The following is a 15,895-nucleotide window of genomic DNA, read 5'->3' on the forward strand; positions in this document are numbered from 1 at the left end:
CGATATGGCTCAGTACGTTGCCATCATCGAGGACGCGGATCCGGACGCCGTCAGCCTGTGGTTTCCCGACCTGCCCGGCTGCATCTCCGGCGGCGACGATGTCGACGAGGCCCTCGAGAATGCACCCGAGGCGCTCGCGTTCTATGCGCAGGACCTGATCGAGGACGGTCGCCAGCTTCCCCCACCACGAACGCTGGCCGAGCTCGAGGCCGATCCTGCCGTTGCCGACGATCTCAGGAACCACACGGCCGTCCTGATCGAATGGCCTCCCCTCACTGAGGCCACGGAGTGAGGACTGTTCGCCGCAGTCGCCGGACTCTCGACAGTTCTCCCCCGAACGCCCCTTGACCACCGCGAACTTCCCCGTATCAGATGCAACCATGGTCCGGGGCTCCATCACATTGATCGTGCTGGCATTGGTTATGCCGTCGCTTGCGGCGGCGGAGACCATGAGCTTTGGCGATTCGATCGGGAAGCTGGCGGCGAGCTGCGGCGCGGAAATCGTCGCCAATTGCCGCGGCGTCAATCCGGATTCGACCCGCCTGAAGGAGTGCCTGTCGCGCAACCGCGACGTGCTCTCGCCGCAATGCCAGAGCGACTATCTCGGCGTCTTCGACGCGATCCAGAAGCGCATCGCCGCGCGCGTCACGGTGGCGAATGCCTGCCAGCGCGAGATCGTCAAGGTCTGCGGCGGCTCCACCAAGGAGACCAGCAAGTCGATCCCCTGCCTGGTCTCGACGCCCAAGGGCATCAGCAACAACTGCCTGAAGGCCGTCGACGATGCGGGGTATCGCTGATGCGCGCCAAGCGACTCTCCGCCGCAGGACTCTGCATCGCGCTTGGCCTCGCCTTGCTTGCGGGCGCCGCAAGCGCGCAGACGGCGGCGCCGACCCGCGATGACATCGTCGGCAAGCTCAACCATTTCGAGGAAGCTGCCGAGGCCGACCTCCCCGCGCTGAAGCAGCAGGTGATGGAGCGCGCCAAGACCAGGATCAAGAACGATCCGGGTCCGGTGAACCGGCCGCTGATTGCGCCCGACCTCGCCAAGCTGCCCGCCTTCAACGCGCAGATCCAGTTCGACGCCGACACGCCGATCATCCAGCCGGCGTCCTACCAGACCGTCGGCCGCATCGCGGACGCGCTGGTTCACTCCTCGCTGCTGCCCTACACCTTCCTGATCGTCGGCCATGTCGAATCCAATTCGAAGACGCGCGAGGCCAATGCGATCCTCAGCCAGCGCCGCGCCGACGCGATCCGCGACGTGCTGGTGAACACGTTCAAGATCTCGACCAAGCGGCTGCATCCGATCGGCCTCGGCGAGGAGCAGTTTCTCGACCGGGCAAAGCCGACCTCGGCCGTCAACGGCCAGCTGCAGATCCTGACCTATGCGAAGGTGCCCGAGGACGCCCCCGCGCATCCGACTGCGGCACCTGCGCCTGCGACGAAAAAGCCCGCCAAGAAACGGTAAGCAGACGCTCCCAAGCGTCCGACGGAACCCTTTGAAGTCCTGATCGTTTTGTGATCTGTCCCACAGCGCGACGGTATGGTCTTGCGCGACAATAGTGCCGGTTTGTGCACCGCCCTATCCGGTGCTATAGGCTTTTTTCGTCCTTCCCCGACCCCGTGCTGCATGAGACCAAGATGGGTGGCTTTTTTCAACGCCAACTTGCCGTTTATGTCGAGTACCATCGCGATCCCCGGAACACGGCGATGCATGTGGTGGGCATCCTCCTGCTGTTCACCGGCGCGGTGATGCCGCTGACGCTGGTGAAGGTCCCGCTGTTCGGGTCCGAGGTCAGCCTGGCGGTGATCCTGGCCTTGCCGGTCCTGATCTACTGGCTGCTGCTCGATCTGGCGCTCGGGGCCGGCATTCTGGCCGTCTCCATCGTGCTGTTCTCGATCGCGTCGACCATTGCGGCGCAGGTCAGCACCGTGACGATGTGGGCGATTTTTGCCGCCCTGGTCGCGCTCGGCCTCGCCGCGCAGACCATCGGCCACAAGGTTTTTGAGGGGCGCGAAGCCTCGTTGTTCACGTTTCCGTCGCATCTTTTGCTGGGACCGATGTTTGTCATGGCAAAATTATTCATTGCACTGGGCTTCCGTCGCGACCTTGCCGCGATTCTGGCGCCTCTTCCGACCAATTCCCTTTCAACCCGATAGCTCCAGAAGCGAAACAGCAAACCTTCTTCATGGCTCTCGTACTGGTTACCGGTGGCAGCGGTTTCATCGGACATCATCTCGTAGAAGCGCTCCGTGCCCGTGGGCAGCGGGTGCGTGTTCTCGATGTTCGTCCGCCGACTGCTGCGAACGCTGACGTCGACTATGTTCATGGCTCGGTGCTGGACGGCGCCGCGGTCGATGCCGCGGTGGCCGGCGTCGATCAGGTCTATCACCTCGCCGGCCTGCCCGGCATGTGGGTCGCCAACAAGCAGGACTTTCACGACGTCAATTGCCGTGGCACCGAGGTCGTGCTGGCGGCCGCGATGAAGCGCGGCGTGTCGCGCTTCCTGCACTGCTCGACGGAATCGATCCTGTTCCCCTATACCGACCTCAAAGGCGCTCCGGCCGAAGAGGCGCTGCAGCCGGCCGACGCGATGCCGGGCGCCTATACACGGTCGAAGTCGCTCGCCGAGCATCATGCCGCCAAGGCCGCGGCCGAGGGCTTTCCGCTGGTGATCGGCACGCCGACCATGCCGATCGGCGCCGCCGACCACAACCTGACGCCGCCGACCGCGATGCTCTGGTACTTCCTGCAGAAGAAGGTGCAGCCGCATCTCAACTTCCTGGTCAATCTCGTCGACGTCCGCGACGTCGCCATGGGCCTCGCGCTGGCCATGGAGCGCGGCCGCATCGGCCAGCGCTACATCCTCGGCGGCGACTGCGTGCCGCTGGGCAACATCCTGCGGATGATGTCGGCGATGAGCGGCCGCCGCCAGTTCCCGGTCGTCGTGCCCGGCAAGATCGCCGAGCTCTCCGGCATCATGCTCGAATATTTGTCCGACAACTTCACGCGCCGGCCGCCCAACGGCACCGCCGAGGGCGTGCGCATCGCGCTGGCCGCGAGCGATCTTTCGATCAGTAAGGCCCGTAACGAGCTCGGCTATTCGCCGCGCCCGATCGAGCCGGTCCTGCGCGAAACCATCACCCATCTGCTCGCCCGCAACGGCCAGCAGCCCTCCGGCGCCATCAAGCATCACGCGCTCTCCTCGCGCGCGGGCTGAAGCCGCCGCCTAACGCAAAGAACCTTCATGTCCTTCGATTTCAGCAAGCTTCTCTCTGTCGCCTGGGGTGGCTGGACCACGACCTGGCCGACGCAACTGCTCGCCCTGATCTGGCTCGCCTGGCTCGCCAGCTGGGTCGGCGCCTCGTTCTGGCAGGGCCGCACCCAGAAGCAGGTGCTGACGCTGGAGTCCGGCCGCTATCGCATTCCGATCCTGGTCGGCGGCATCCTGTTCACGCCGTGGACCGCCGAAGTGCTCGGCGAGAAGCCGCTCTGGGTGTTCAGCAACCTCGCTGTCTACATCACGGCCCTGATCGTGCTCGCCGGCATCTCCTTCACCTGGTGGGGACGGCTGCATCTCGGAAAATTCTGGTCCAACACCATCACCCACAAGGAAGATCATCGCGTCATCGATACCGGCCCCTACGGCATCGTGCGCCATCCGATCTACACCGGCCTGATCGCCGGCATGCTCGCGACCGGCATCGCGGTCGGCACCGTCACGGCGATCCTCGGCGCGATCCTGATCTCGCTCGGCATGTGGCAGAAGGGCCGGATGGAAGAAGTGTTCCTGTCGAAAGAACTCGGCGAGGACGCCTACGGCGCCTATTGCCGCCGCGTGCCGATGATCATTCCGTTCCTGTCGCCGCGGTGAGGGCGTCGCAGCGCTCGTAGCCCGCATGAGCGCAGCGACATGCGGGACCAGTCGCCCCGGATCTCGCTTCGCTCATCCGGGCTACGGGAACTCATTGCGCGGCGAGGCTGCAGGCCCCCTGCTCTCCATGCAAATTTGGTCATCTGCCATTCCGCGGGAATAGACGTCCGTCCAGTTCCGCGACGTTGACCTTTTTACCGCCAGCCAGTTGGATGCGCGCGCAACGAGGCACGACGACATTCTATCGTGGATCTGGAGAGGTCGACGATCAGGCCTGAGCCCGCGCGGGTTTTTGGCGATCCGGCGTTGGACTGTGCCGCAGGTTCGACAGGGGCTTCTCATGACCTTTTCCAGTATCTTCGCGCAGTTCGTCGCATTCGTCGGCGGCATCGCGCTGCAATGGCGCAAGATGACGGGCACCGAGCCGCCGCCCGCCTGGGGCCAGGCGCCCGCCATTCCCGAGGCCAAGCCGCAAGGCGCGATCCCGACGCTGAAGATGCCGACCGCGCGCGGCTGGAGCGAGGGCCATAAGCCGACCGTCGCGCCCGGGCTCAAGGTCAATGCGTTCGCGGCCGGTCTCGACCATCCGCGCTGGATCGAGGTGCTGCCGAATGGCGACGTGCTGATCGCGGAGGCGACGCAGGTCGCAGGCGCCCCGCGCAGCGTGTTCCACTACGCGATGCAGGCGACGATGCGGCGCGCCGCGGCGCTCGGCGTGTCCGCCAACCGCATCACGCTGCTGCGCGACAAGGACGGCGACGGCGTTGCCGAAGTGCGCGGCGCCTTCATGGAGAATCTCAACCAGCCGTTCGGCATGGCGCTGGTCGGCGACACCTTCTATGTCGGCAACACCGATGGCGTGATGGCCTTTCCTTACGTCGCCAATGCCGACCGCATCACCGCGCCGGGCAAGCGGCTGACCACCTTCAAGCCGGCCGGGCACTGGACGCGCAGCCTGCTCGCAAGCCCCGACGGCAAGAAGCTCTATGCCGGCGTCGGCTCGCTCAGCAACATCGCCGAGATGGGCATGGAGGTCGAGGAAGGCCGCGCCGCGGTCTACGAGTTCGATCTCGCCGCCGGCACGCATCGCATCTTCGGTGCTGGCCTGCGCAATCCGGTCGGCCTCGCCTGGGAGCCGACGACGGGCGTGCTCTGGACCGTCGTCAACGAGCGCGACGGGCTCGGCGACGAGACCCCGCCCGACTATCTCACCTCGGTGCGCGACGGCGGCTTCTATGGCTGGCCCTATTGCTACTGGGGCAAGACGGTGGACGATCGCGTGCCGCAGGATCCGGCGATGGTCGCCAAGGCGATTCAACCGGACTACGCGCTCGGCGGCCACACCGCCTCGCTCGGCCTGTGCTGGATGCCATCGGGCACCCTGCCCGGCTTCCCCGACGGCATGGTGATCGGCCAGCACGGCTCGTGGAACCGCAGCAAGCTCTCCGGCTACAAGCTGGTGTTCATCCCGTTCGAGAACGGAAAGCCCTCCGGCCCCGGTCGCGACATCCTGTCGGGCTTCCTGTCCCCGGACGAAAAGGAATCCTACGGCCGCCCGGTCGGCGTCGTGATCGGCCCCGACAAGAAGTCGCTGCTGATGGCCGACGACGTCGGCAACGTGATCTGGCGCGTCACGGGGGCGTAACGGTTCACGTCCCGACGCACAGCGTGGCGCGCTGCTTGCGCAGCAGCGCGATCACGGACAGCGCGGTGATCAGGCCGGTCTTGGGATTTTCGGACGGGATGTTCTCGATGCCCATCGAGAACCGCGCCGAATCCGCCTCGACCTCGATGCGATGAACATTGCGCGTTACGGTGGGGTCGGCCCAAACCTGAATCTGGGTGCGGTCGGGCCCGATGCCCGCCAGCGACAGCGCAACAGCGACATTGACGTTGGCCGGAAAGCCTTTCGCCGCTTCGCGCGCGCTGCCCTCAAACAGTTTTAGCGGCTCGCGCAGATTGTCGATGTCGATATTGTTCTGGACGATGAAGGGTGCGCCCTTCAGCCCGTCGATCGGCTTGCGCGTGACCATCTTCACCGAATGGATGGTGCCGATCGCAGCGGCGTTGACGGCATCGAGGCCGATCAGCGCGCCGGTCGGCACGATGATGCGGCCGCCATTGGCGCGGGCGAGATCGACCAGATCGAAATTGTCGAGCAGCCCGCCGACGCTGACCACGACCGCGGCCTTGCCGCGCTTCACCGCGGGCTCGACGATCGCACGCAGCTGGCTGCTCGGCGCGCATTCGACCACGATGTCGGCGGCGTCGCCGAGCTGGTCGAGCGGCAAGATCTGCGGCGGACGACGCAGGCCGTTGATGAAGGCCTGATGCTTGGCGGGGTCGCGCACGGCGACCGCCGCGAGCGACAGGCCCTCGATGCCCTGATCGAGCGCGGTCGCAATCTTGGTGCCGATCGAGCCCAGGCCTGCGATGGCAATCTTCAACTCGCCCGAAGCTTTCTGTTCAGTCATCGTATCCCACCGTTTGTCCAGGCCAATGTCATAGCCGCTCACGCCTCCCGCGCATAGCTGCGCAGGCGGGCCTCCAGAACGGCCAGCATGGCATCGCGGGCCGGATCACGCGAGCCGCGCAGCCAGGCCGCGGCGAGCGGCAGCCGGCCGACCGGGCCGCTCTGCTTCGGCCGCAGCGGCACGAAGCGCACGCCCGTAACAGCCATCCGCGTCGTCCAGCGCGGCACGATCGCGACCCCGAGCTTCGTTGCCACCAGATTGATGATCGTCTGCTTCTCGTCGGCGACCTGCACGATGCGCGGCATCAAGCCGGCCTGCTCGAACAGCTTGATGGTGAGGTCATGGCTGTGCGGCCGCGAGCGGCGGTCCGGCACCAGCATCGCCTCGTCGGCGATCTCCGCCAGGGTGATGGACTTCTTGCCGGCCAGCGCATGCCGCCGCGGGAACGCCACGATGGCGGTCTCCTGCAGCAGATCGCGGAATTCGAGCCGCTTGTCCGCGCGTTCGGGCGGGCGGACGAAGGCGAGGTCGAGCGCGCCGGTCAGGATCTTCGGCAGCAGCCGGACCGTCTTGTCCTCGAGCAGTTGCACCGCGATGTCAGGATGCCTGGCGCGGAAATCGCGCAGCAGTGGCGGCAGCAATCCCGCCGCCGCGCTGTCGATGGCGCCGACCCGGAGCCGCCGCGCGGCCCCTGCGCGCGAGCGATTGCGCAGATTGCTCTCTACCGCCTCGACCTTGGCGAGGATGGCGCGAGCATCACGCAGCAGCGTCGTGCCGTCTTCCGTCAGCGACACCGCGCGCGTGGTCCGCGCGAACAGCCGCGTGCCCAGATCCTCCTCAAGCAGCCTGATCTGCCGGCCGAGTGCGGACGGCAGCATCTGGAGCTGCTGCGCCGCATGGCCGAAATGCAGCTGCTCGGCCGCCGCCACGAAGCATCGCAACTGATGCAATTCCATCCAGTGTCCTCTCGTCTCGCCCAGCGAGGATTATATCATTTTTTTGTATAAACCAGCGCCAATTGAGTTCATCTCCTTGCCCCGCCTAGGCTCGCTGCCGCACAACGAAAAAACCGGGAGGCCAGGGTGGCGAGCGAGATTCAGACGCGCGTGCTGCGCAAGATCACTTGGCGCATCGTTCCCTTCATCATGCTGCTGTACTTCGTGGCCTTCATCGACCGCGTCAATATCGGCTTCGCCTCGCTGACGATGAACAAGGACATCGGTCTCTCCCCCGCGGTTTACGGCTTCGGCGCCGGCATCTTCTTCTGGGGCTATTTCCTGTTCGAGGTGCCCTCCAACATCATCCTGCACAAGATCGGCGCCCGGATATGGATCGCGCGGGTGATGATCACCTGGGGTCTGGTCTCCGCCGCCATGGCCTTTGTGCAAGGGCCGACCAGCTTCTACGTCCTGCGCTTCCTGCTCGGCGTCGCGGAGGCCGGCTTCTTTCCCGGCATCATCCTCTATCTCTCCTACTGGTTCCCGGCGCGGCAGCGCGCCGCCGTAACGGCGCTATTCATGGCGGCCGCGCCGCTCTCGACCGTGCTGGGCTCGCCGATCTCGGGCGCGCTGCTGGAGATGGACGGACTACTCGGCTTCAAGGGCTGGCAATGGCTGTTCGTGCTGGAGGCGCTGCCAGCCGTGCTGCTCGGCTTCGTCGTGCTCGGCTTCCTCACCGATCGCCCCGAGAAAGCGAAATGGCTCGCTGAGGACGAGCGGCGCTGGCTGGTTGAGACCATGAACGTCGAGACCACCAGCAAGGCCGCGACCGCGAGCCACAGCATCTGGCGGGGCCTCGCCGATCCGCGCGTGCTGGCGCTGTCGCTGATCTATTTCGGCACCTCCGCGGGCCTCTACACGCTCGGCGTCTGGGCGCCGCAGATCATCAAGCAGTTCGGCCTGTCCTCGCTCCAGGTCGGCTTCCTCAATGCGTTGCCGGCGACGGCCGCCGTCGTCGCCATGATCCTGTGGGCGCGGCATTCGGACCGCACCGGCGAGCGCACCTGGCACGTCGTGTGGGCCTGCCTGATCGCCGCCGCGGGCCTTGCCTATGCAGGCCTTGCGGCCGGCGTCGTCGCCGTGCTGGTCGCGCTGGCGCTGGTCAATATCGGCATCTCCTCGGCAAAACCGCCGCTGTGGAGCATGCCGACATTGTTCCTGTCCGGCCCTGCGGCCGCGGCCGGGATCGCCACCATCAACTCGATCGGCAATCTCGGCGGCTTCGTCGGCCCCGCCATGATCGGCTGGATCAAGGACCAGACCGGCAGTTTTGTCGGCGGACTCTATTTCGTCAGCGGCCTGCTCGTTCTCTCGGCGGTCCTGACCCTGCTATTGTCGCGCGCGAAAACCGCGCCCGTTGAACCCGTCCCGCAATCCCACTGATCTCTCAAACGGAGCACATCCATGCGCACCCATTCGATCGCAGCCATTCCCGCCGACGGCATCGGCCCCGAGGTCATCTCGGCCGGTGTCCGCGTGTTGGAGGCTCTCGCAAAACGCAGCGGCGACCTCGCTTTCAACGTCAAAACGTTCGACTGGGGCTCGGACTATTACAAGAAGCACGGCGTGATGATGCCGGCCGATGGCCTCGCGGAGCTGAAGAAGTTCGACGCGATCTATTTCGGCGCGGTCGGCGCCCCCGATGTGCCCGACCACATCACGCTGTGGGGCCTGCGCCTGCCGATCTGCCAGGGCTTTGACCAATACGCCAATGTGCGGCCGACAAAAATCCTGCCGGGCGTCGCCTCGCCGCTGCGCAATGTCGGCGTCGGCGACCTCGACTGGGTGATCGTGCGCGAGAATTCGGAAGGCGAATATGCCGGCATGGGCGGCCGCGCGCACAAGGGCCTGCCGGAAGAGGTCGGCACGGAAGTCGCGGTGTTCACCCGCGTCGGCGTCACCCGCATCATGCGCTATGCGTTCCAGCTCGCGCAGTCGCGGCCGCGCAAGTTCCTGACCGTCGTGACCAAGTCGAACGCGCAGCGCCACGGCATGGTGATGTGGGACGAAATCGCGGCCGAGGTCGCGACCGAATTCCCTGACGTGACCTGGGACAAGATGCTGGTCGACGCCATGACCGTGCGCATGACGCTGCATCCGAAGAGCCTCGACACCATCGTTGCGACCAATTTGCACGCCGACATCCTCTCGGATCTCGCCGGCGCGCTGGCCGGCAGCCTCGGCGTCGCCCCGACCGGCAACATCGATCCGCAGCGCCGCTTCCCCTCGATGTTCGAGCCGATCCACGGCTCGGCCTTCGACATTACCGGCAAGGGCATCGCCAACCCGGTCGCGACGTTCTGGACCGGCGCGCAGATGCTCGAGCATCTCGGCGAAAAGGATGCGGCCAGCCGATTGATGGCGGCGGTCGAGCGCGTCTGCGCGGCGGGCGTGCTGACGCCCGATGTCGGCGGCAAGGCGACGACCAGGGAAGTGACCGACGCCGTGATCGACGCGATCCAGGGGTCGAACGTCTAGCGGACCAATCCCGACGTCACTGCACGCCGTAGCGGGCGAACGCGTCGGCGATCTTGAGATCGATGAGCTTTGCCGCCGAGACGTCGCGGTCGCCGCCGGCGGCGTCGCCCTGCCTGAGCCTGGCAAGTCCGCGTCCATAGAGCGCGCTTGCCAGGTTTGGCGCCAGGCGCAACGCGGAATTGTAGTCGTCGATGGCCGCGGCGAACTGGCCCATCTTCAGATGGATCAGCGCGCGTGAATCGTATGTCGCGGCATCGTTCGATCCCGACTGTATCGCGCTGTCGCAGTCATCGAGCCCGGCCTGCAGGTCGCCGGTGATCGCTCGGGTCCAGCAGCGTCCACTCCGCGCCCACGTCAAGTTCGGATCGAGCCGGATGGCCTCGTCGAAATCCCGCGCGGCCCGATCATACTGGTTCAGCTTCAGGTGGGCTTCGGCGCGGTTGGCGAAGGCGCTGCCATAGTCCGGTTTGAGCCTGATTGCCTCGTCGAAGGACTTGACCGCGTCCTCATAGGCTCCCTTCCTCAAATAGGCGACGCCGCGATTGTTGACCGGCTTGACATAGCCTGAGGCGAGCTCGATCGCCCGATCGAAATCGCTGATCGCGCGATCGTAATCCGCCGCTGCGGCATAGGCGTTGCCGCGATTGTTGTAAGCCACAGCCAGCGCCTCCGGCTTGGTATCACCGGAATTGATCAGCGCCGTACAGCCGGCGATCCGGACCTCGGCCGGAATACGGTCCGTGCCGTTGCACTGCTCAATGCTCTGGAGCTGACTCTTCTTCTGCGGCTGCTGCGCGACCGCGGGCGAGCCGATCGACAGCAGCACGAGAACGGGCGCGACGCTGTCGATGATGGCGGCCCTGAACGTCATGTCCGTGTCGCTTCAGCATCCTCTGCAGATGTTCGGCCTGGGAGCGCTCCCCTGCTCCGGCGTTGCAGCAGTCATGCGCTTCTTCAGCAATTTGCTCTTGCCCTCTTCGATGAGAGTCGAGAACCTGACCGCGCCGTCATCCGCAATTTCGATATGCGGCGTGGTACCGCGGATTCCCATCGTTGCGACGGGCGTATCGACTTTCATATCGCCGCTCTTCGCGATCTGGCCGGCGACAAAGGTCGCCGTTCCCTTGGCCAGATTGAAGAACGTTGCGTTGGACTTGCCGTCCGGCTCGTACACGTACTCGTCCAGGGTCATGCGCGCATTGCTCGACAGATTGAACGACGAGCCATCGCTGAAATTGATGCTGACCCGGCTGTCCGCCCCGGTTCGCACCACGTCGCGCAGATAGACGGCATCGCCGACCTTGGTTTGCGCGGCCGGATCGCCGAGCTTCGCCTGAACGACGACCGCACCTGCATGCTCGATCGAGACCGAGCCTGCAACGGCGACGACCTTGCCGATGGGTTTCGGCACAACGTCCTCGGGGCCGCGTGTCACGGGATTGACTTGAGCCTGCGCTGGCGCAGCAAGAACGCTCGCCGATGCCCAAATGAAACCAGTCACCAAAACTGCAATCGTATGCCTGCACATGACCCGCCCTTTCCGAGAAGATCTGCGTGGCGCTTGATGGGAGCTATATGAGCCTCAACCAAGCTCGCGTGCATCGTGAATATCTACAACCTGGATCGGTCCTAACGGACCGTCGTCCAGAAAAAGCAACTCTGCCGTGCTTAATCTTAGGCCCAAGCCGTTTGCCTGGCCAGCGAAAGTGAGCTAGATTTCGCATAGCTCGACCGTCAACTTCTTGAGAGCGCAAATTGTTGTCGCGGAGAGGCATCTCCGCTGAACCTGCCATCACGTTGGCTATACCTATAAAGTTCGCATTTCATACCAGACGTTTTCGGCGTGCAGGCCTGGGGTTGCTAGCGCCAAAAATTGCGCCCGCGGCGTAGCAATACCGACAAGAAGACCACGGCACCGCGCCGAGCCGGAATTATTCGGCGCGCGAGGCCACGGCCATGTCAGTTGCGTTTGGCGTTGGACCCCAGAACGGGGTCACCAAGACTTTTCCCCTCCAGATCATCGGCATCGTTCAAAGCACGTTGGGATACGTTACCCTCACGCGCGATGACGGCCCGGCCACGCAGGTCAGCATTGGCGACCTTGTCTGCCGCCATGACGTAATCGAAACGGCGGCGGATGCGCAGATCGGGATTCGGCTTCTCGACGACACCATCTTCAGCGTCGCCAGCGGAGCTCGCGTCGAACTGCGCGAGTTCGCCTCCGAATCCGACTGCGCTCCGCGTTCGACAATCGTTGCGGTCACCAGCGGAAGCTTTGCGTTCGCGGCCGGTCGGCTGGCAAACAGCGGCGCCCTGACGGTCGACACGCCCCTTGGCAGCATTCGCGGCCGTCCCCATGCGACCGGCTTCGGCATCCTGACGATGGCGGCGCTGACGTTCTCGATGACGAAAGACGCGCAAGGCGCGGACCCTGACGGCGCGTCTCTGGATAGCGATACGCTCACTTACAAGGACCTGCAGCACGGCGCGTTCGAGCTCATCACCAAGGAGCGGGTGCCGCGACACATCATTGTCGACGATCCGGGCGAAACCGTCATCCTGAACAGGATCGGCTCCTCGGTCAGCGTGAGTCAGGTTGCCAACAGCGCTGCTCGCATGGAGGAGCTGCGCGCAGCCCAGCAGGACGTGCTCGCCAACCTCACGCAAGGCCCGACAGGGTCCAGTACGCCACCTGGCATCATTGCCCCCTCGCTGCAGCACATCAACTTCAACCCGGATAACGCGCCGGCGCCGCTAAACCTGCTTCCGGCACTGTCGCCGGCCGACATTCCCTTGATCGTACGCCCGCCGCCGTCACTGAACGTGCCGGGCGGACCTACCGAGATCGACACGATTGCATTCAACGACACGTTCACCGCGACCACCGGCACTTTCACCGCCAGCAGCCCGATCAATTCCGCCCTCACCTACGGCCTCAGCGGCGGGACGGCCGGCACCACGGTCCTGGACGGAGTGACCTACGATCTCTCGCAGACCGGTGCGTATGGCACCCTCTATCTCAATAGCGCATCCGGCGCCTATACTTTTGTTCCGAACGCGGCTGCCATCAATGCCCTGTCGTCGCCGACGACCATGGGTTTCGTCATCACGGTCTCGGACAGCGGGTTCTCGACGAGCCGAACATTCGTCGTCAACATCCTCGGCGTCAACGACACTGCCATCATCTCCGGCAACGCCGCCGGCACAGTGGTGGAGGCGGGCGGCGTCGCCAATTCGGTGCCGGGCGCACCAAGCGCAACTGGCACTCTCACAGACGCCGATGTCGACAATCCGCCCAACACCTTCACGACAGTCAGCTCGCCGACCAGGAGCGCAGGCGGCTACGGCACGTTCACGATGACCGCCGGCGGCGCGTGGACCTACACGCTCGACAATGGCAACGGTACGGTAAAGGCGCTGAATGCCGGCGATACGTTGATAGATCAGTTCACCGTGACCACGATCGACGGCACCCCGCAGCTGGTGACGATCACGATCAACGGCACGAATGACGCCGCAATCATCTCCGGGACCGCGACCGGTTCAGTCGTCGAGGCGGGCGGCACTTCGCCCGGCACGCCGGTCGCGACGGGTACGCTTCTCGCGGCGGATGTCGACAACCCCGCCAACACCTTCGCGGCGGTCAATACGCCGACGGCAAGCGCGCACAGCTATGGCAGCTTCACCATCACCGCGGCGGGCGTGTGGACCTATACGCTCGACAACAACAACATCACAGTACAGGCCCTCAACAATGGCGGCACGCTGACGGACAGTTTCACGGTGACCTCGGCCGACGGCACCGCACAGACAGTGACGATCACCATCAACGGCAGCAACGATGGGGCGGTCATTTCCGGAACGGCGGCCGGCTCGGTGATCGAGGCCGGAGGTGTGGCCAATGGGACGCCCGGTACGCCGACCGCAACCGGCACGTTGACCGATCTCGACCCTGACAATGCGGCCAACACCTTCACCCCGGTCACCACGCCAAAGACGAGCGCGGGCGGCTTCGGCACCTTCACGATGACGGCGCTGGGCACGTGGACCTACACGCTCGACAATAGCAACGGCACCGTGCAGGCGCTCAATGTCGGCGATACGCTGAACGATCAGTTCACCGTGACCACGGTCGACGGCACGCCGCAGCTGGTGACGATCACGATCAACGGCACCAACGACGCCGCTTCCATATCCGGAACGACGACGGGTTCGGTGCTCGAAGCCGGCGGCATCGCCTCCGGCACGCCAGTCGCGACCGGCACGCTCACCGACACCGACCTCGACAATCCGGCCAACACCTTTACGGCGGTGACCTCGCCCACGGCCAGCGACGGCGGCTACGGCACTTTCACGATGACCGCGTCCGGGCTGTGGACCTATACGCTCGACAATAACAACGCCGTGGTGGACGCGCTGGATGTCGGCGACACGATCACCGATCATTTCACGGTGACGTCAATCGACGGCACCACGCAAGAGGTGACGATCGCCATCCATGGCGCCAGCGACGCGGACCCCAACGATTTCGACAATCTGGCGACGGGATCAACTGTCGTCACCGATCCCCCGTTCGTCTACGGCACGCCTGGACACGACAGCGTCGCCGGCGGCGGCAGCGTTCCCCAGATCGTCTATGGCGGCGCCGGCGACGACACCCTCAACGGGACCGGCGTGAACGACACCATCTTCGGCGGATCCGGCGACGACACGATCAAGGGTAACAACGGGGCCGACGTCATCTACGGCGGCTCCGGGCAAGACACCATCGACGGCAGCAACGAGAACGACACCATCATCGGCGGCTTCGGTGCGGACAAGCTCACGGGCAGCAACGGCGATGACGTCTTCGTCTATCTGTCGGCGGTCGATTCCAGAGCCGGCCAGTTCGATACGATCACCGATTTCCGATCGGGAAGCGACAAGATCGATTTGACGGCGATCGGCGCGCTGGGATTCGTAATCCTGGCGTTGAGCTCGACAAGCTCGTCCGTGCCGCCCCATACCATCGCCTGGATCTACGACAGCTCGGCCAACGAAACCGTCGTGTATGTCAATCCGACCGATCAAACCCTGGAGATCGGCGATTCCAGCCTGCTGGAAGTTCATCTCCAGGGTGTCGCGACCATCGATTCCTCGGACTTCATCGTGGATCAAGCCGCGGCCCCGGTCCTGGCGGCGAGCGATACCCTCGATCCTGCCGCAGCCACGCTAGGCGATGCGGCGGTCGCGACATTGAGCACCTCCGACGCCTCCACCGGGGCGACGGACAGCAGCAGCTCGGTTTCCTTGGACGGAAGCTCGACCGCAATCGATGTGAGCTATCCCTTCGATATCGATCGGGATCACAGCGGGTGGAGCCACGAGATCACCGCTTCCGCCCCGGACGAGACTACAACACTCCCCGGCCTCTCGGAACCGGCAATCCATTCGCTATCGATGGAGTCCTTCAAATTTGTCTTCGAACCACCCCGGACCGACGACAGCATCCATCCGAACGGAATCGGCGCGACCGGCATGACGGAGCAAGATCATGCCACAGCTTTCAGCATTCCGGATGCGCTCCCAGCCATCGACCAGCATCTAGATAACGGCAAGGCTGCCGAGGCTCATGGCCATGCAGACCTTGCCGATACCGCCAGTGCACTTCTTGATATCGCCCACCAGAAAGGCCTCGTGAACGGCGGCAACGCTCATTCGAATCCATCTCAAGCAAGCGAGCACAATCATGCTTCGATGCAGGCGCTCGACAAGCCCAATGACCAACCTCATTCTGCGGTAGACGACACGCACGGCTCCCACGGAAACCCGCAGGGCCATTCGTCCGGACCGGGCGATTCCTTCAACTTCGTGAATCCGGCGATCGAGAAATCGAGCATCGCATTTCTGGGCGATCTCCCGGCGCCGCTCGATCATCATGAAGGCGTGGCACATGCCTACGGACATGGTGGTGCCGCGACAACGGGCGAGGTTCCGCCGCTGGACGATGGCGCTCACGGGGTGGGCGGCTTGGCCGCCTCTCATGTGCCGCACGATCTCCTGGTGTGAGCTCGATCTGCTGAACCCGCTC

General features: G+C 64.7%; 14 protein-coding genes. 10 read left to right on the forward strand and 4 right to left on the reverse strand.

Translation table 11 applies throughout. The features are described from left to right. Positions 1-4 precede the first annotated feature (4 nt). The 7 genes from JQ635_RS22370 (at position 5) to JQ635_RS22400 (ending at position 5,520) form a co-directional block, all read left to right on the forward strand. Positions 5-292, forward strand: coding sequence for a type II toxin-antitoxin system HicB family antitoxin (locus JQ635_RS22370; RefSeq protein WP_211411928.1), 288 nt, complete (start codon positions 5-7; stop codon positions 290-292). An 88-nt stretch (positions 293-380) separates the two neighbouring features. Then, entirely contained in the window at positions 381-797 is a 417-nt protein-coding gene (locus JQ635_RS22375; protein ID WP_130364978.1) for a hypothetical protein, read from the forward strand. After that, on the forward strand, positions 797-1,468 hold the full coding sequence (locus JQ635_RS22380; RefSeq protein WP_211411929.1) for an OmpA family protein: 672 nt from the start codon (positions 797-799) through the stop codon (positions 1,466-1,468). The genes JQ635_RS22375 and JQ635_RS22380 overlap by 1 nt, the downstream gene beginning before the upstream one ends. A 173-nt stretch (positions 1,469-1,641) precedes the next feature. After that, positions 1,642-2,160 (forward strand): DUF962 domain-containing protein, encoded by a 519-nt coding sequence (locus JQ635_RS22385; RefSeq protein ID WP_211411930.1) that lies wholly within the window; start codon positions 1,642-1,644, stop codon positions 2,158-2,160. Between the two features lie 29 nt (positions 2,161-2,189). After that, positions 2,190-3,221: an NAD-dependent epimerase/dehydratase family protein gene (locus tag JQ635_RS22390; protein WP_211411931.1), complete on the forward strand. Its 1,032-nt coding sequence runs from the start codon at positions 2,190-2,192 to the stop codon at positions 3,219-3,221. Between the two features lie 27 nt (positions 3,222-3,248). Beyond that, positions 3,249-3,875, forward strand: coding sequence for a methyltransferase family protein (locus JQ635_RS22395; protein ID WP_211411932.1), 627 nt, complete (start codon positions 3,249-3,251; stop codon positions 3,873-3,875). Positions 3,876-4,215: 340 nt separating this feature from the next. Continuing rightward, positions 4,216-5,520, forward strand: a complete 1,305-nt coding sequence (locus JQ635_RS22400; RefSeq protein WP_211411933.1) for a PQQ-dependent sugar dehydrogenase — start codon at positions 4,216-4,218, stop codon at positions 5,518-5,520. A gap of 4 nt (positions 5,521-5,524) precedes the next feature. Here JQ635_RS22400 and JQ635_RS22405 read toward each other — a convergent pair whose 3' ends face one another. Both JQ635_RS22405 and JQ635_RS22410 read right to left on the reverse strand, forming a co-directional pair. Continuing rightward, positions 5,525-6,349, reverse strand: a complete 825-nt coding sequence (locus JQ635_RS22405) for an aspartate dehydrogenase (RefSeq protein WP_211411934.1) — start codon at positions 6,347-6,349, stop codon at positions 5,525-5,527. Between the two features lie 38 nt (positions 6,350-6,387). Then, positions 6,388-7,305, reverse strand: a complete 918-nt coding sequence (locus JQ635_RS22410; RefSeq protein WP_211411935.1) for a LysR family transcriptional regulator — start codon at positions 7,303-7,305, stop codon at positions 6,388-6,390. A gap of 126 nt (positions 7,306-7,431) precedes the next feature. Here JQ635_RS22410 and JQ635_RS22415 point away from each other — a divergent pair, with 126 nt between their 5' ends. Further along, positions 7,432-8,730: an MFS transporter gene (locus tag JQ635_RS22415; RefSeq protein WP_211411936.1), complete on the forward strand. Its 1,299-nt coding sequence runs from the start codon at positions 7,432-7,434 to the stop codon at positions 8,728-8,730. A gap of 21 nt (positions 8,731-8,751) precedes the next feature. Further along, complete coding sequence (locus JQ635_RS22420; protein WP_211411937.1) at positions 8,752-9,825, forward strand: tartrate dehydrogenase; 1,074 nt, start codon at positions 8,752-8,754, stop codon at positions 9,823-9,825. A 16-nt stretch (positions 9,826-9,841) separates the two neighbouring features. On the opposite strand, the gene JQ635_RS22425 is transcribed toward JQ635_RS22420, so the two are convergent. Both JQ635_RS22425 and JQ635_RS22430 read right to left on the reverse strand, forming a co-directional pair. After that, positions 9,842-10,696 (reverse strand): tetratricopeptide repeat protein, encoded by an 855-nt coding sequence (locus JQ635_RS22425; RefSeq protein ID WP_211411938.1) that lies wholly within the window; start codon positions 10,694-10,696, stop codon positions 9,842-9,844. 12 nt (positions 10,697-10,708) lie between these two features. Continuing rightward, positions 10,709-11,236, reverse strand: a complete 528-nt coding sequence (locus JQ635_RS22430) for a FecR family protein (RefSeq protein WP_349631878.1) — start codon at positions 11,234-11,236, stop codon at positions 10,709-10,711. A gap of 545 nt (positions 11,237-11,781) precedes the next feature. On the opposite strand from JQ635_RS22430, the gene JQ635_RS22435 reads away from it, so the two are divergent. Then, on the forward strand, positions 11,782-15,873 hold the full coding sequence (locus JQ635_RS22435; RefSeq protein WP_246583689.1) for a VCBS domain-containing protein: 4,092 nt from the start codon (positions 11,782-11,784) through the stop codon (positions 15,871-15,873). Positions 15,874-15,895 lie beyond the last annotated feature (22 nt).

The sequence above is a fragment of the Bradyrhizobium iriomotense genome (assembly GCF_018130765.1).
In the GTDB taxonomy this organism is placed as follows: Bacteria; Pseudomonadota; Alphaproteobacteria; order Rhizobiales; family Xanthobacteraceae; genus Bradyrhizobium; species Bradyrhizobium iriomotense_A.

Excerpts from the sequence above, each read along its gene's own strand:
- JQ635_RS22370 (WP_211411928.1), top strand. The coding sequence starts at position 5 with ATGGCTCAGTACGTTGCCATCATCGAGGACGCGGATCCGGACGCCGTC.
- JQ635_RS22375 (WP_130364978.1), top strand. The coding sequence starts at position 381 with ATGGTCCGGGGCTCCATCACATTGATCGTGCTGGCATTGGTTATGCCG.
- JQ635_RS22380 (WP_211411929.1), top strand. The coding sequence starts at position 797 with ATGCGCGCCAAGCGACTCTCCGCCGCAGGACTCTGCATCGCGCTTGGC.
- JQ635_RS22385 (WP_211411930.1), top strand. The coding sequence starts at position 1,642 with ATGGGTGGCTTTTTTCAACGCCAACTTGCCGTTTATGTCGAGTACCAT.
- JQ635_RS22390 (WP_211411931.1), top strand. The coding sequence starts at position 2,190 with ATGGCTCTCGTACTGGTTACCGGTGGCAGCGGTTTCATCGGACATCAT.
- JQ635_RS22395 (WP_211411932.1), top strand. The coding sequence starts at position 3,249 with ATGTCCTTCGATTTCAGCAAGCTTCTCTCTGTCGCCTGGGGTGGCTGG.
- JQ635_RS22400 (WP_211411933.1), top strand. The coding sequence starts at position 4,216 with ATGACCTTTTCCAGTATCTTCGCGCAGTTCGTCGCATTCGTCGGCGGC.
- JQ635_RS22405 (WP_211411934.1), bottom strand. The coding sequence starts at position 6,349 with ATGACTGAACAGAAAGCTTCGGGCGAGTTGAAGATTGCCATCGCAGGC.
- JQ635_RS22410 (WP_211411935.1), bottom strand. The coding sequence starts at position 7,305 with ATGGAATTGCATCAGTTGCGATGCTTCGTGGCGGCGGCCGAGCAGCTG.
- JQ635_RS22420 (WP_211411937.1), top strand. The coding sequence starts at position 8,752 with ATGCGCACCCATTCGATCGCAGCCATTCCCGCCGACGGCATCGGCCCC.
- JQ635_RS22425 (WP_211411938.1), bottom strand. The coding sequence starts at position 10,696 with ATGACGTTCAGGGCCGCCATCATCGACAGCGTCGCGCCCGTTCTCGTG.
- JQ635_RS22435 (WP_246583689.1), top strand. The coding sequence starts at position 11,782 with ATGTCAGTTGCGTTTGGCGTTGGACCCCAGAACGGGGTCACCAAGACT.